Source organism: Burkholderia sp. BCC1977 (genome assembly GCF_905339595.1).
Classification (GTDB): Bacteria; Pseudomonadota; Gammaproteobacteria; order Burkholderiales; family Burkholderiaceae; genus Burkholderia.
Genome location: NZ_CAJPGQ010000001.1, coordinates 115,844 through 131,589, shown reverse-complemented (window position 1 = coordinate 131,589; position 15,746 = coordinate 115,844). Strand labels below are relative to the sequence as shown.

The following is a 15,746-nucleotide window of genomic DNA, read 5'->3' as shown; positions in this document are numbered from 1 at the left end:
AGTTCTCCGCGCCGTTTCGTTTTATCTGGCGCCGGTGGCGCGATGGTGGTGCAGGGGAGTGGTAACGCAGTGACACAACAACAACGGTCGTTCGACAGCATCGTCGCGCGCGAACAAGGGTTGCGCCATGCGCTGACGTCCGGGCAGATGGCGATGATCGCGATCGGCGGCGCGATCGGCACGGGACTGTTCCTCGGCAGCGGGTTCGCGATCGGGCTCGCGGGCCCGAGCGTGCTGGTTTCGTACGCGATCGGCGCGCTGATCGCGTTGCTGCTGATGGGCGCGCTCGCGGAAATGACGGTCGCGCATCCGACGGCCGGCTCGTTCGGCGCGTATGCCGAGCACTACGTCGGCCCGCTGGCGGGCTTTCTCGTACGCTATGCGTACTGGTTCGCGGTGGTGTTCGCGATCGGCACCGAGATCAGCGCGATCGCCGTCTTCATGAAGTACTGGTTCCCGGCCGTGCCCGGCTGGTACTGGGTGATCGGCTTTTCCGCGCTGTTGATCGCGGTGAACCTCGCGAGCGTCACGCTGTACGGATCGGTCGAATACGCGTTTTCGCTGCTGAAGATCGCGGCGATCGTCGTGTTCATCGTGCTCGGCGCGTATCTCGTGTGGTCGGCGCCGGCCGCTTCGGGCATCGGCTTCGCGAACTACACCGCGCACGACGGCTTCATGCCGAAAGGGCCGTGGGGCACCTGGGTCGCGGTGATCGTCGCGATCTTCAGCTACATGAGCATCGAGGCGGTCGCGATCGCGGCCGGCGAGGCGCGCGATCCGCAGCATGCGGTCACGCGCGCGTTCCGCTCGACGGTGTTCCGGCTCGTGCTGTTCTACCTGCTGACGCTGTCGCTGATGCTCGCGATCGTGCCCTGGACGCAGGCGGGTACCGACGAAAGCCCGTTCGTGAAGGTGATGGCCGCGACGCACATGCCGTATGCGGCCGGCGTGATCAACTTCGTGTTGCTGATCGCGGCGCTGTCGGCGATGAACAGCCAGCTCTACGTGACGACGCGCATGATGTTCAGCCTGTCGCGCGCGCGGCTCGCGCCGGCGGTGTTCGGCCGGCTCGGCACCAACGGCGTGCCGCGTGCGGCGCTGTGGATCTCGACCAGCGGCGTCGCGGTCGCGGCCGTGCTGGTCGCGCTGTCGCCGGACACCGCGTTCACCGTGATGATGGCGATCGCGATGTTCGGCGCGCTGTTCACGTGGCTGATGATCTTCGTCACGCACCTGCGCTTTCGTGCGCGGTACAGCGGCCCGGCACTCGCGTTCCGGATGTGGGGGCACCCGTTCGGCAGCCTGCTCGGTGCGGGGCTCGTCGGCGCGATCCTGCTGACGACGGCGTTCACGCGCGAATTCCGGATGACGATGGTGGTCGGCGTCGTGTTCGCCGTGCTGCTGACGCTCGCGTACGCGCTGCATTACCGCCACCAGCACGCGCGTTGACGCGCGGCTTCACCCCGCGGGCTGCAGGCTGTGCGGAGATGCGGCGCCGCTAAGGTTCCGTTAAGCCTGCGGCGATAACATTCGAACCTGTCCGCGATGCGGGCTGGCGCACGCCAGCCCGCCGCCATCTGTAAAAGGGGTTCGAATGAACAAACTTCCCGAAATCACGCTCGCGTTCTGGATCATGAAGATCTGCGCGACGACGCTCGGCGAAACCGGCGGCGACCTGCTGTCGATGACGCTGAACGTCGGCTACGCGGTGAGCTCGATCCTGCTGTTTGGTTTCTTTCTCGTGACGCTGGGTGCCCAGCTCAGGACGACGCAATATCGCCCGGCGATCTACTGGGCCGTGATCGTCGCGACGAGCACCGCGGGCACGACGATGTCCGACTTCATGGACCGCACGCTCGGCCTCGGCTACGCGGCCGGCTCGTCGATTCTCGTCGCGATCCTGCTGGCGATCTTCGCGGTGTGGCGCCTGAGCGGCGAATCGCTGTCGGTCGACCTGATCCGCACGCGCAAGGTCGAACTGCTGTACTGGATCGCGATCCTGTTCTCGAATACGCTCGGCACCGCGCTCGGCGATTTCCTCGCGGACAGCTCGGGCCTCGGCTTCGGCGGCGGCGCGCTGCTGATCGGCGTGCTGCTCGCGGCGATCGTGCTCGCACACTATTTCACGCGCATTTCCGGCGTGCTGCTGTTCTGGGCGGCGTTCGTGCTCACGCGTCCGTTCGGCGCGACGGTTGGCGACCTGCTGACGAAGCCGGTCGACAAGGGCGGACTCGCGCTCGGCACGGTCGGTTCGTCGGCGGTGCTGCTCGGCGTGCTGGTCGCGATGGTGATCTACGCGAGCATCGTGCAGGCGCGGCGACGCGAACTCGTGCCCGCGCGGATCGCGCAGACGGCCGATCAGTGAGCATCAGTTGAGCGGTAACGGAAAAAGCAAAGGGGCCGAGAGGCCCCTGTTTTGCATGGCGCCGGTCAGTGACGGCCGGTGCTGCCGAAACCGCCGTCGCCGCGATCGCTTTGCGCGAAGTCGTCGACGATGTTGAACTGCGCCTGCACGACCGGCACGATCACGAGCTGCGCGAGCCGCTCGAACGGGTTCAGCACGAACTCGGTCTGGCCGCGGTTCCACGTCGAGATCATCAGCTGGCCCTGGTAGTCGGAATCGATCAGGCCGACGAGGTTGCCGAGCACGATCCCGTGCTTGTGGCCCAGGCCCGAGCGCGGCAGGATCAGCGCCGCGTAGCCGGGATCCGCGAGATGGATCGCGAGGCCGGTCGGCACGAGCGTCGTTTCGCCCGGCTGCAGCGTGACGGGCGCGTCGAGACACGCGCGCAGGTCGAGGCCCGCGCTGCCGGTGGTGGCGTAGGCGGGCAGGTAGTCGCGCATGCGCGCGTCGAGAATCTTCAGGTCGAGTTTCATGCGGTCGTCGAATCGGTCGGGAAGGGCGCGGCGGCACGGGCCGCCGCGCGGGTGATCAGATCAGGCGGTTGTCCGGCAGGCGCTTCGCGATTTCCGCGACGAGCACATGCGCGAGTTCGTCCTTCGGCGCGCGCGGCAGGCGCGTGAGGCCGGCCGCCTCGAACAGCACGACTTCGTTGTCGTCGCGGCCGAAGGTCAGCGGGCCGAGGTTGCCGACCAGGAGCGGCACGTTCTTGCGCTTGCGCTTCTCGTCGCCGTGCACGTCGAGGTCGCCGCTTTCGGCCGCGAACCCGACGCAATACGGCGGATCGGACAGTGCCGCGACCGACGCGAGGATGTCGGGATTCTCGACGAACGCGAGCGCCGGCATCTTGCGGTCGGCCGTCTTCTTCATCTTGTGCTCGGCCGGTTGATCGACACGCCAGTCGGCGACCGCGGCCACTGCGATGAAGATGTCCGCGTCGGATACCGCATGCATCACCGCGTCGTACATCTGCTGTGCCGTCTGCACGTCCTGGCGGTACACGCCCCACGGCGTGTCGAGCGCGACCGGCCCCGCGACGAGATGCACGTCGGCGCCGGCCTGCTGCGCGGCGCGCGCGAGCGCGAAGCCCATCTTGCCGCTCGAGCGGTTCGTGAGGCCGCGCACCGGATCGAGCGGCTCGAACGTCGGGCCGGCCGTGATCAGCACGCGGCGGTGCGCGAGCACCTTCGGCGCGAAGTGCGCGACGATCGCTTCATAGATCGCCTCGGGTTCGAGCATGCGGCCGTCGCCGACTTCGCCGCAGGCCTGCGCGCCCGAATCGGGGCCGAGCACCGACACGCCGTCGGCGCGCAGTTGCGCGGCATTGCGTTGCGTGGCCGGGTTCTGCCACATCTGGCGGTTCATCGCGGGTACGACGAGCAGCGGACAGTCGCGCGCGACGCACAGCGTCGACAGCAGGTCGTCCGCGAACCCGTGCGCGAGTTTCGCGAGGAAGTCCGTCGACGCGGGCGCGATCACGATCGCGTCGGCTTCGCGCGACAGGTCGATGTGCGCCATGTTGTTGTCGATGCGGGCGTCCCACTGGCTCGTGTAGACGGGCCGGCCGGACAGCGCCTGCATCGTGACGGGCGTGATGAACTGGGTGGCGGCGTCGGTCATCGCGACCTGCACGGTCGCGCCTGCCTTCACGAGCAGCCGCGTGAGCTCGGCGATCTTGTAGCAGGCGATGCCGCCCGTCAGGCCGAGAACGAGGTGTTTTCCTGCGAGTTCTGCGTGTGCCAACTCAGGCCTCCAAGGGTCAAACGGAACGGCCGGCGCGAAGCCGGCCGTCGACACCGAGTATGCGCGCTCAGCGTGAGCCGCGCACGCGACGCAGTTCGTCGTAGATCAGCAGCACCGCGCCGACCGTGATCGCGGAATCGGCGAGGTTGAACGCCGGGAAGTGCCAGGCGCCGAGGTGGAAATCGAGGAAATCGATCACGTGACCGTAGACGAGCCGGTCGATCACGTTGCCGAGCGCGCCGCCGAGGATCATCGCGAGCGACAGGCTGAACAGCCGCTGCTGGCCGTGGCGCTTCAGCAGGAAGCAGATCACGAGCGTGGCGGCGATGCCGAGCGCGGTGAACGCCCAGCGCTGCCAGCCGCCGGCGGTCGACAGGAAGCCGAACGCGGCGCCGCGGTTGTACACCAGCACGAGGTTGAAGAACGACGTCAGCTCATGCTGCGCGCCGTACGCGAACGTCTTCAGGATCGCGATCTTCGACAGCTGGTCGAACAGGATCACGATCAGCGAAATACCGAGCCAGGGCGCAAGCGCGCCGCTGGCCGGTTTCGACAGGGTTTTCGCCATATTTACGCAGCGCTCCGGATTTCGCCGTTTTCAAACAGGTTCGAGAAGCAGCGGCCGCACAGCGTCGGATGATCGGCATGCGCGCCGACATCTTCACGGTAGTGCCAGCAGCGTTCGCACTTCTGGTACTTCGATGCGGCCACGTCGACGCTTTCCTGTGCTTCGTCGTCGACCTTCACGACCGTCGCCGCCGACGTGATCAGCACGAACTTCAGGTCTTCGCCGAGGCTCGTGAGCGCGTCGTAGCGCGCGCCGCTCGCATGCACGGCCACTTCGGCCTGCAGCGACGAACCGATGCGGTTCGCGGTGCGTGCTTCCTCGAGCGCCTTCGTCACGTTGCCGCGCACGTCGCGCAGCAGCGCCCACTTCTCGATCAGCGCGGCCGCGCCGGCCACGTCCGGATACGCGTAGTAGGTTTCCGTGAACACGGTCTCGCTGGCCGGCTGGAACACCTTCCACGCTTCTTCCGCGGTGAACGACAGGAACGGCGCGAGCACGCGCAGCAGTCCGTGCGTCAGGTGGTACAGCGCGGTCTGCGCGGAGCGGCGCGCGCGCGAATCGGCCGCGCTCGTGTACAGGCGGTCCTTCAGCACGTCGAGGTAGAAGCCGCCGAGATCTTCCGAGCAGTACGTTTGCAGCTTCGCGACGACCGGGTGGAATTCGTACTTCTCGTAGTGGCCGAGCAGTTCGGTCTGCAGTTGCGCGGAGAACGCGACCGCGTAGCGGTCGATCTCGAGCCATTCTTCTGCCGGCACCGCATGCTGCGCGAAGTCGAAGTCCGACAGGTTCGCAAGCAGGAAGCGCAGCGTGTTGCGGATGCGGCGATAGCCTTCCGTCACGCGCTTCAGGATTTCCTCGGAGATCGCGAGTTCGCCCGAATAGTCGGTCGACGCGATCCACAGGCGGATGATTTCCGCGCCGAGGCGGTTCGCGACTTCATGCGGGTCGATGCCGTTGCCGAGCGACTTGCTCATCTTGCGGCCTTCGCCGTCGACCGTGAAGCCGTGCGTGAGCAGGCCCTTGTACGGGGCGCAGCCGTCGATCATCGACGCGGTCAGCAGCGACGAGTGGAACCAGCCGCGGTGCTGGTCCGAGCCTTCGAGGTACAGGTCGGCCGGGAACTGCAGCTGATCCTTGTGCGAGCCGCGCAGCACGTGCCAGTGCGTCGTGCCCGAGTCGAACCACACGTCGAGCGTGTCGCGGTTCTTCTCGTACAGGTTCGCGTCGTCGCCGATCAGCTCGCGCGGATCGAGCGACTGCCACGCCTCGATGCCCGACTGCTCGACGCGCTTCGCGACTTCCTCGAGCAGCTCGAGCGTGCGCGGATGCAGCTCACCGGTTTCCTTGTGCACGAAGAACGCCATCGGCACACCCCACTGGCGCTGGCGCGACAGCGTCCAGTCGGGCCGGTTCGCGATCATGCTGAACAGGCGCTGCTTGCCCCACGACGGATAGAACGCGGTCGCCTCGATGCCTTCGAGCGCGGTTTCGCGCAGCGTCTTGCCGTCGTCGCGCGGCGTCACGTCCATGCCGGCGAACCACTGCGACGTCGCGCGATAGATGATCGGCGTCTTGTGGCGCCAGCAGTGCATGTAGCTGTGCGAGTACTTCTCGCTGCGCAGCAGCGAGCCGGCCGCGTTCAGGGCCTCGACGATCTTCGGGTTCGCGTCCCAGATCGACAGGCCGCCGAACAGCGGCAGCGATTCGATGTAGCGGCCGTCCCCCATCACCGGGTTGATGAAGTCCGAATCGGTCATCCCGTGCGCCTTGCACGACAGGAAGTCCTCGATGCCGTATGCGGGCGACGAGTGCACGACGCCGGTACCCGTATCGGTCGTCACGTAGTCGCCGAGGTAGACGGGCGCGGTGCGCTTGTAGCCGGGGTGGGCCGACGCGAGCGGGTGGTGGAAGCGCAGGTTCGCGAGCTTCACGCCCAGGGTGGTCGCGACGACACGGCCGGTCAGCTTGAAGTCGACCATGCAGGCTTCGACGCGTTCTTCCGCGATGATCAGCAGCCCGCGCTCGGTGTCGACCAGCGCGTAGACGATTTCCGGATGCAGGTTCAGCGCCTGGTTGGCGGGGATCGTCCACGGCGTGGTGGTCCAGATCACGATGCCGCCCTCGGCGCGCGGCAGCGCCGGCAGGCCGAATGCCTGCGCGGTCTTTTCCGGTTCCGCGAACGCGAACATCACGTCGATCGTCGGGTCGGTGCGGTCCTTGTACTCGACTTCCGCCTCGGCGAGTGCCGAGCCGCAGTCGAAGCACCAGTTCACCGGTTTCAGCCCGCGATACACGTAGCCCTTCTCGATGATCTTGCCGAGCGCGCGGATCTCTTCCGCCTCGTTGACGAAGTTCATCGTCTTGTACGGATTCGCCCAGTCGCCGAGCACGCCGAGACGCTTGAAGCCGACCTTCTGCTTCTCGATCTGCTCGGTCGCGTACGCGCGCGCCTTGCTCATCACTTCGGCCGCCGGCAGCGACTTGCCGAACTGCTTCTCGATCTGGATCTCGATCGGCATCCCGTGGCAATCCCAGCCCGGCACGTACGGCGCGTCGAAGCCGGCCATGTTGCGCGACTTGACGACGATGTCCTTCAGGATCTTGTTGACCGCGTGGCCGAGGTGGATGTCGCCGTTCGCATACGGGGGGCCGTCGTGCAGGATGAACTTCGGACGGCCTGCGCTGGCCGCGCGGATCTTCTCGTAGATGCCGCGCTCCTCCCATTCCTTGACCCACTGCGGCTCGCGCTTGGGCAGGTCGCCGCGCATCGGGAACGGCGTGTCGAGCAGGTTGACCGGATACTTGGCCTGGGGTTTCGAATCGGCTTTCTTGTTGCTCATGATGGGATCGCTATCTAAATCGGGGGACGCTCGTGCGTCGTGAATCGGGATGCGCGCGGGTCGGCGGCGCGAGGGTGCGGCGCGGGGCGCCGCCGGCCGGATCAGCTAATTCGGTCGGTCGCCGACGTCGAGAAACCGGTCGCGCGGCTGCCCGGCGCGCGGTCGCGCTCGACGAAGTACGCGCGCGCATTCGCGACGTCCAGCGCGATTGCGCGCGACAGCGCCTCGAGATCGTCGAACTTCGCCTCGTCACGCAGCTTCTTCAGGAATTCGACGCGGATGAGCTTGCCGTACGCGTCGCCGTGCCAGTCGAGCAGGTGGACTTCGAGCAGCACGCGGCCGGAATCGTCGACGGTCGGGCGCAGCCCGAGGCTCGCGACGCCCGGCAGCGGGGCGGGGCCCAGGCCGTGCACCTGCACGACGAAGATTCCCGCGAGCGCCGGCCGCTTGTGCGCGATCGGCAGGTTCAGGGTCGGGAAACCGAGGTCGCGGCCGAGCTTCAGCCCGTGCGCGACGTGGCCGCTGATCGCGTAGCCGTGGCCGAGCGCCTGCGCGGCCGCGTCGAGGTCGCCCGCGGCGAGCGCGGTGCGCACGCCCGAGCTGGAGATGCGCGTGCCGTCGCTGCCGGCGACCGTGCCCATTTGCTCGACCTCGAAGCCGTACTGCTCGCCGGCCGCCTTCAGCGTGTCGAAGGTGCCCGCGCGCTTCGCGCCGTAGCAGAAATCGTCGCCGACCATCATCCAGCGCGTGTGCAGCCCGCCGACCAGCGTGCGCTCGACGAACGCCTGCGGCGACTGGCTCGCGAACGTATGGTTGAAGTGCTCGACGACGACGCGGTCGACCCCGTGGTCGCGCAGCGCTTCCAGCTTGTCGCGCAGCATCGCGATGCGCGGCGGCGCGCCGGCCGGGTTGAAGAATTCGCGCGGGTGCGGCTCGAAGGTCATCACGCACACGGGCAGGCCGCGTGCGTCCGCTGCCGCGCGCACGCGCGCGAGCAGGGCCTGGTGGCCGCGATGGACACCGTCGAAGTTGCCGATCGTCAGCGCGCACGGCGCGCGGCTCTCGGCGTTGGGCAGGCCGCGGAAGACTTTCACGATAGCGGATGCAGCGTCGGGGAATGGGCGGTGGGATGCCGCAAAGCAGAAGATTATAAACGTTCGGGCGGCCCGGCGGCCGAGAAGGGGGGAAACGCGGGGGCGAATGGTAAAATTCGCGGATGAAAAAACTCGTGATCCTGATTTCCGGTCGCGGCAGCAACATGGAGGCCATCGTCCGCGCGTGCGCGCAGGAACGCTGGCCGGCCGAGGTCGCTGCCGTGATCGCCAACCGGCCCGACGCGGCCGGCCTGGCTTTTGCCGCGTCGCACGGGGTGGCGACCGCGGTGGTCGACCATCGGTCGTTCGACGGCCGCGACAGCTTCGATGCGGCACTCGCCGCCGAGATCGACCGCTTCGCGCCCGATCTCGTCGTGCTCGCCGGCTTCATGCGCATCCTCACGCCCGATTTCGTCAGACGATACGAGGGCCGGCTGCTGAACATCCACCCGTCACTGCTGCCGAGCTTCAAGGGCATCCACACGCACCAGCAGGCGCTGGATGCCGGCGTCGCGCTGCATGGCGCGAGCGTGCATTTCGTGATTCCCGAACTCGACAGCGGCGCGATCGTCGCGCAGGGCGCGGTGCCCGTGCGCGCGGGCGACGACGCGGCCGCGCTCGCGCAGCGCGTGCTGACGGTCGAGCACGTGCTGTATCCGCGTGCGGTGCGCTGGTTCGTCGAGGGGCGCCTGCGCCTCGAGAACGGCCGGGCAGTGGTGGCGCCGGAAGAGGCGCGCTGGATTTTCGCGGATCAACCGCATACCGAAACGAGCGAGGGCGTATGAAGCTGCACGGATTCCTGATTGGCCAGACCGAGACCTTGCTGGCCGAGGTGCTGAAGTTCGCCGGCCCGGCCGACGCGACGACGAGCCGGTTCTTCCGCGCGCACCCGAAGCTCGGCCATGCCGAGCGCGGCGTGATCGCCGAGGCGGTGTTCGCGGTGCTGCGCCGGAAGATGGAGTTTTCGCACCTCGCCGAGAGCGGCACGGGCAGCCCCGCGCGGCGCCTCACGCTGCTCGGCCTGATGCAGACGCTCGGCCGCAACGCGCTGAAGCCGTTCGTGTCCGACACCGAGGCCGCGTGGCTCGAGCACGTGTCGAAGATCGATCCGGCGAGCCTGCCGGTGCGCGTGCGCACGAACCTGCCGGACTGGATCTACCAGGCGCTGTCGGCCCGTTTCGACGCCGAGGAACTCGCGCAGCTCGCCGCCGCGCTGAACTACCCGGCGCCGCTCGACCTGCGCGCCAACGCGCAGAAGGCGACGCGCGACCAGGTGATCGACGCGCTGCGCGCGAACGGCATCGACGCGGGCGAGACGCCGTTCGCGCCGCAGGGCGTGCGCGTCGTCGGCAAGCCGGCGCTGACGCGCCTGAAGCTGTTCGAGGAAGGCCAGATCGAGGTCCAGGACGAGGGCAGCCAGCTGCTGTGCTCGCTGGTCGCGCCGCGCCGCGGCGAGATGGTCGTCGATTTCTGCGCGGGCGCCGGCGGCAAGACGCTCGCGCTCGGCGCGATGATGCGCTCGACCGGGCGCCTCTACGCGTTCGACGTGTCGGAAAAGCGCCTCACGAAGCTCAAGCCGCGCCTCGCGCGCAGCGGGCTGTCGAACGTGAACCCGGTGCTGATCGACAGCGAGCACGACGCGAAGATCAAGCGGCTCGCGGGCAAGATCGACCGCGTGCTGGTCGACGCGCCGTGCAGCGGCCTCGGCACGCTGCGTCGCAACCCCGACCTCAAGTGGCGCCAGACGCGCACGTCGATCGAGGAACTCACGCCGAAGCAGGCGTCGATCCTCGCGAGCGCCGCGCGTCTCGTGAAGAAGGGCGGCCGGCTCGTGTACGCGACCTGCAGCGTGCTCGACGCGGAGAACGAAGCGATCGTCGAGCAGTTCCTCGCCGACCATCCGGACTTCGTGCTGGTGCCCGCGCAGCAGGTGCTGGCCGACCAGCGTATCGCGCTCGAGACCGGCGACTACCTGTCGCTGTGGCCGCACCGCCATGCGACCGACGGCTTCTTCGCCGCGGTGCTGGAACGGCGCGCGCAGTAACGGCAGGGCGCACGGATGATGCAGAACCGCCTGCTGTCGCACCGGCTCGCGTCGGTGATCCGCGACTTCAACGAGCCGGTGATGATCTGGCAGGCGGCGATCCTCGTCGGCGCACTGTGTTTCGCGTGGGTCGCCGCGCGCTTCGTGCACGGCCGCACGCCGGGCGCCGGCGCGCAGAGCCTGAAGCGCGCGCTGTTCCCGCTGTTCGGCGGGCTGTTCGTGCTGGCCGCGCAGTTCGGGTTCGACCCGTTCATGTCGACGTCGCTGCTGTCGCTCGCGCTCGTGCCGCTGTTCGGCATCGGGCTCATCTACGTGCTGTTCTTCTTCGCGCGGCGCGTGTTCGCCCGCGACGGCCACACGCATGCGTGGCTGTCGATCGTCGAGAAGATCGTGTCGGTCATCGTGTGGGCGGCGATGGTGCTCACGGTGCTCGGGATCCAGCGCGACGTCATCGCGTGGCTCGACAGCGTGCAGTTCCGCGTCGCGAATGCGCACCTCACGCTGCTGTCGGTGATTTCCGGCGCGCTGTGGGTCTGCGTGACCTTGATGGTCGCGATGTGGCTGGGCTCCGTGCTCGAGGAGCGCCTCACGCGCGCCACCACGCTCGACGCGAACCTGAAGGTCGTGCTGTCGCGGGTCGGCCGCGCGCTGCTCGTGTTCGCGGCGATCCTGATCGGGCTGTCGCTCGTCGGCATCGACGTGACGGTGCTCGGCGTGTTCGGCGGCGCGGTCGGTGTCGGCCTCGGCTTCGGGCTGCAGAAGATCGCCAGCAACTACGTGTCGGGCTTCATCATCCTGCTCGATCGCTCGCTGCGCCTCGGCGACGCGATCAGCGTCGGCGGGCTGCAGGGCGTCGTCACGCAGATCCGCACGCGCTATACGGTCGTGCGCGGCCTCGACGGCAACGAGACGCTGATCCCGAACGAGAAGCTGATCACCGACGTCGTGCAGAACCAGTCGTCGTACCTGACGCGCGGCTTTGCGAAGGTCGCCGTGCAGGTCGCTTATACGAGCGACGTCGAGCAGGCGCTCGCGGTGCTCGCGGAAGCCGCGAAGGGCGTGCCGCGCGTGCTCGCGGAGCCGGCGCCGACGCCGTACCTGGTCGGCTTCGGTGCGGACGGGATCGACCTGGAACTGGGCTTCTGGATCGAGGATTCGGCGAAAGGCACGTCGGGCGTGCGTTCGTCAGTGAACCGCAACATCTGGCGGCTGTTCGGCGAGCACGGGATCTCGATTCCGTTCCCGCAGCGCGAAGTGCGCGTGGTCGGCCTGCCGGACGGTCTGGCCGCGCATGGCTTGGCGGCCGAGGGCGTGCCCGTGGCCGGCGGCGGCGCGACGGACGGGCAGGCGTCGGCGGCCTAGGCGCGGCGTGCCGGCGCGAATCGGGCGGGGCCGGCGGCCAGAACCGGATCGCGGGCCTTTCCCGGTCCGCCGATGGACTGTCCGCGTTGCGTCAAGACAAGAAAATATTCATTTTTTACAAAGACTTGGAACGGTTGAAGTAAAATTCCGGTCTACACGCGGTATGCTTTCATTTTTATGACGTCGGCTTGCGCCGGCATCGCTCTCACCACAGGTAACTGCCTTGTTGAATTCCCTGCTCGATTTTCTTTCCCACGGGCTCCTGCGCTTCTCGTGGTGGCAGGTCGCGCTGTTCGCGCTTGCCGTCACGCACGTCACGATCATCGGCGTGACGGTCTACCTGCACCGCTGCCAGGCGCACCGCGCGCTGGAACTGCACCCGATCGCGAGTCACTTCTTCCGTGTCTGGCTGTGGATGACGACCGGCATGCTGACGGGCCAGTGGGCCGCGATCCATCGCAAGCACCACGCGAAGTGCGAAACCGAGGAAGATCCGCACAGCCCGCAGACGCGCGGCATCTGGAAGGTGTTCCTCGAAGGCGCCGAGCTGTATCGCGCGGAAGCGAAGAACGAAGAAACGATGCGCAAGTTCAGCCACGGCACGCCGAATGACTGGATCGAGCGCAATGTGTATTCGAAGTACCCGATCCTCGGCGTGAGCCTGATGATGGTGATCGACATCGCGCTGTTCGGCGTGCTCGGCCTGACCGTGTGGGCCGTGCAGATGGTCTGGATTCCGTTCTGGGCCGCGGGTGTCGTGAACGGCTTCGGCCACTTCTGGGGCTACCGCAACTTCAACTCGGCCGATGCGAGCACGAACCTGTTCCCGTGGGGCATCGTGATCGGCGGCGAAGAGCTGCACAACAACCACCACACGTTCGCGACGTCGGCGAAGCTGTCGAACAAGTGGTACGAGTTCGACATCGGCTGGATGTACATCCGCATCATGTCGGCATTCGGTCTCGCGAAGGTGAAGAAGGTCGCGCCGACGCCGCGCCTGAACAAGCCGAAGACGGTCCTCGACCAGGAAACGCTGCAGGCCGTGCTGTCGAACCGCTACGAAGTGATGGCGCGCTACGGCAAGGCCGTGAAGCGTGCGTACCGCCAGGAGCTCGCGCACCTGAAGGAACTCGGTTCGAGCGAGAAGTACCAGCTGATGCGCGGTGCGCGCAAGTGGTTCCACAAGGACGCCGACGGCCTCGACGAGCCGCAGAAGAAGCTGCTGCCGGAGATTTTCGCGAACAGCCAGAAGCTGCATACGTACTTCCAGCTGCGCCAGGATCTGGCCGCGATCTGGGATCGCTCGACCGCGTCGCGCGAACAGCTGCTCGCGCAATTGCAGGATTGGTGCCATCGCGCGGAACAAAGCGGCATCAAGTCGCTGCAGGAATTCGCGACGCGCCTGCGCCGCTACGCCTGATTCGAAATCGATTAGAATCTCAGGACGTCACAAACCCCGCGTTGGCGGGGTTTTTTCATTTGGGCGGCCGGTTTTCGAAGGACGACCGGACGTGCCGGATTCGTATGAGGCTTGGGGCTGCGGCGACGTGGCGCCCCGGGGCGAGCGTAGGGGATGGGGCTGGAGTAAGCGATAAGGCGCTAACTCGGGCCGACAGGAGATATGGAGATGCAATCGACGATCAAATCCGTCGAGTACGACCGGCCGGTCTCGGCAGGGACCGTCTGTGGCGTCGGGCAAGCATGGGCCAAGGTGCCCGATGCACCGTCCGCCGAAGAACGCGCCGCACTGAAGGCGCGCATCAAGGCGCTGCTCGCACGTGAAAAGGCCGTGCTCGTCGCTCACTACTACGTGGATGCCGAGCTGCAGGAACTGGCCGACGAAACCGGCGGCTGCGTCGCCGATTCGCTCGAAATGGCCCGCTTCGGCCGCGACCACGACGCGCAAACGCTCGTCGTCGCCGGCGTGCGCTTCATGGGCGAAACCGCGAAGATCCTGAGCCCCGGCAAACGCGTACTGATGCCCGATCTCGATGCGACCTGCTCGCTCGATCTCGGTTGCCCGGTCGACGAATTCTCCGCGTTCTGCGATGCGCATCCCGACCGCACCGTCGTCGTCTACGCGAACACCAGCGCCGCCGTGAAGGCGCGCGCGGACTGGATGGTCACGTCGTCGATCGGTCTCGAGATCGTCGCCGACCTGCACGCGCGCGGCGAGAAGATCATCTGGGCACCCGATCGCCATCTCGGCAGCTACATCCAGAAGAAAACCGGCGCGGACATGCTGCTGTGGCAGGGTTCGTGCCTCGTCCACGACGAATTCAAGGGCATCGAGCTCGACCTGCTGCGCGCCGAATATCCGGACGCGAAGGTGCTCGTGCATCCCGAATCGCCGGAAAACGTCGTCGCGCAGGCGGACGTCGTCGGCTCGACGACGCAGCTGATCGACGCAGCCGTGAAGTTCGACGCGACACACTTCATCGTCGCGACCGACCTCGGCATCCTGCACAAGATGCAGCTCGCGGCGCCCGGCAAGACCTTCATCGCCGCGCCGACGGCCGGCAACAGCGCGACCTGCAAGAGCTGCGCGCATTGCCCGTGGATGGCGATGAACGGCCTCGCGAACCTTGCCGACGTGCTCGAGCGCGGTCACAACGAGATCTTCGTCGATCCCGCCATCGGCGTGCGCGCGCGTCTGCCGATCGACCGGATGCTCGATTTCGCAGCGGCGCACAAGAAGCGCGTGCAGGCGAGCGGCGATCTGCAGCGCGACCAGCAACTGTTCGCGAACGTGGGGGCTGCATGACGACTGCAGTGTCCCCGCTGTTCGACGCGCTCCGAGCACAATACGGCGCGGCATTCGATGAAGCGATCGCGCGCAACGTTGCCGACGCGATCGCCGAAGACGTCGGCACCGGCGACCAGACCGGGCGGCTCGTGCCGGCCGGCGAGCGGCGCCGTGCGCGCATCATCGTGCGCGAGGAAGCGGTGCTGTGCGGCGTGCCGTGGTTCGAGGCCGTCATCGCCCGGATCGATCCGTCGATCGTCGTGCAGTGGCGCTATCGCGAAGGCGACCGGATGACGCCGGATTCGACGGTCTGCGAACTCGAAGGGCCGGCGCGCGCACTGTTGACGGCCGAGCGCAACGGGCTGAACTTCCTGCAACTGCTGTCGGGCGTCGCGAGCGCGACGCGTCGCTACGTCGATCGCGTCGAAGGCACGCGCGCAAAAATCCTCGATACGCGCAAGACGCTGCCGGGCCTGCGGCTCGCGCAGAAGTACGCGGTGCGGGTCGGCGGCGGCGAGAACCAGCGTCTCGCGCTGTACGACGGCATCCTGATCAAGGAAAACCATATCGCGGCAGCCGGCGGCGTCGGCGAAGCGCTCGATGCGGCGTTCGCGCTCGATTCGGGCGTACCGGTGCAGGTCGAAGTCGAGACGCTCGCGCAGCTCGACGCGGCGCTCGCGCATGGTGCGCAGTCGGTGCTGCTCGACAACTTCACGCTCGAGATGATGCGCGAAGCGGTGCGCGTCGCGGCCGGCAAGGCCGTGCTCGAAGTGTCGGGCGGCGTCAATTTCGATACGGTGCGCACGTTCGCGGAGACGGGCGTCGACCGCATCTCGATCGGCGCGCTCACGAAGGACGTGCGCGCGACCGACTATTCGATGCGGATCGTCGACTGACCGCGCGAGATACCGTCTGACAGGAAAAAGCCGCTGGCGTGCCAACGCCAGC

At 67.3% G+C, this 15,746-nt stretch carries 13 protein-coding genes; 8 read left to right on the top strand and 5 right to left on the bottom strand.

Annotated elements, in window-relative coordinates; translation table 11 throughout:
• Positions 1 to 69 precede the first annotated feature (69 nt).
• Both U5771_RS00615 and U5771_RS00610 read left to right on the top strand, forming a co-directional pair.
• On the top strand, positions 70 to 1,449 hold the full coding sequence (locus tag U5771_RS00615; protein ID WP_322022165.1) for an amino acid permease: 1,380 nt from the start codon (positions 70 to 72) through the stop codon (positions 1,447 to 1,449).
• Positions 1,450 to 1,594: 145 nt separating this feature from the next.
• The gene (locus tag U5771_RS00610) at positions 1,595 to 2,365 is read left to right on the top strand and encodes a hypothetical protein (protein ID WP_322022164.1); all 771 of its coding nucleotides are present in this window, start codon (positions 1,595 to 1,597) and stop codon (positions 2,363 to 2,365) included.
• Between the two features lie 65 nt (positions 2,366 to 2,430).
• Here U5771_RS00610 and dut read toward each other — a convergent pair whose 3' ends face one another.
• From dut to U5771_RS00585, 5 genes are all read right to left on the bottom strand, one after another.
• A complete protein-coding gene (gene dut / locus U5771_RS00605) occupies positions 2,431 to 2,877 on the bottom strand; it encodes a dUTP diphosphatase (RefSeq protein WP_322022163.1) in 447 nt (148 codons plus the stop codon).
• Between the two features lie 55 nt (positions 2,878 to 2,932).
• Complete coding sequence (coaBC, locus tag U5771_RS00600) at positions 2,933 to 4,144, bottom strand: bifunctional phosphopantothenoylcysteine decarboxylase/phosphopantothenate--cysteine ligase CoaBC (RefSeq protein WP_322022162.1); 1,212 nt, start codon at positions 4,142 to 4,144, stop codon at positions 2,933 to 2,935.
• Between the two features lie 67 nt (positions 4,145 to 4,211).
• Complete coding sequence (gene lspA, locus U5771_RS00595; protein WP_069248662.1) at positions 4,212 to 4,712, bottom strand: signal peptidase II; 501 nt, start codon at positions 4,710 to 4,712, stop codon at positions 4,212 to 4,214.
• Between the two features lie 2 nt (positions 4,713 to 4,714).
• Positions 4,715 to 7,552, bottom strand: coding sequence for an isoleucine--tRNA ligase (gene ileS, locus U5771_RS00590; protein WP_322022161.1), 2,838 nt, complete (start codon positions 7,550 to 7,552; stop codon positions 4,715 to 4,717).
• Between the two features lie 101 nt (positions 7,553 to 7,653).
• Positions 7,654 to 8,646, bottom strand: a complete 993-nt coding sequence (locus U5771_RS00585) for a bifunctional riboflavin kinase/FAD synthetase (protein ID WP_322022160.1) — start codon at positions 8,644 to 8,646, stop codon at positions 7,654 to 7,656.
• Between the two features lie 122 nt (positions 8,647 to 8,768).
• Here U5771_RS00585 and purN point away from each other — a divergent pair, with 122 nt between their 5' ends.
• The 6 genes from purN (at position 8,769) to nadC (ending at position 15,694) form a co-directional block, all read left to right on the top strand.
• The gene (gene purN / locus U5771_RS00580; protein WP_124486992.1) at positions 8,769 to 9,431 is read left to right on the top strand and encodes a phosphoribosylglycinamide formyltransferase; all 663 of its coding nucleotides are present in this window, start codon (positions 8,769 to 8,771) and stop codon (positions 9,429 to 9,431) included.
• A complete protein-coding gene (locus U5771_RS00575; protein ID WP_322022159.1) occupies positions 9,428 to 10,690 on the top strand; it encodes an RsmB/NOP family class I SAM-dependent RNA methyltransferase in 1,263 nt (420 codons plus the stop codon). Before purN ends, U5771_RS00575 begins: the two co-directional genes overlap by 4 nt.
• Before the next feature lie 18 nt (positions 10,691 to 10,708).
• A complete protein-coding gene (locus U5771_RS00570) occupies positions 10,709 to 12,052 on the top strand; it encodes a mechanosensitive ion channel family protein (protein ID WP_322022395.1) in 1,344 nt (447 codons plus the stop codon).
• Positions 12,053 to 12,275: 223 nt separating this feature from the next.
• A complete protein-coding gene (locus U5771_RS00565) occupies positions 12,276 to 13,472 on the top strand; it encodes an acyl-CoA desaturase (RefSeq protein ID WP_322022158.1) in 1,197 nt (398 codons plus the stop codon).
• Positions 13,473 to 13,679: 207 nt separating this feature from the next.
• Positions 13,680 to 14,816 (top strand): quinolinate synthase NadA, encoded by a 1,137-nt coding sequence (nadA, locus tag U5771_RS00560; protein WP_057926213.1) that lies wholly within the window; start codon positions 13,680 to 13,682, stop codon positions 14,814 to 14,816.
• Entirely contained in the window at positions 14,813 to 15,694 is an 882-nt protein-coding gene (gene nadC, locus U5771_RS00555) for a carboxylating nicotinate-nucleotide diphosphorylase (protein WP_322022157.1), read from the top strand. Before nadA ends, nadC begins: the two co-directional genes overlap by 4 nt.
• Positions 15,695 to 15,746: the final 52 nt, after the last annotated feature.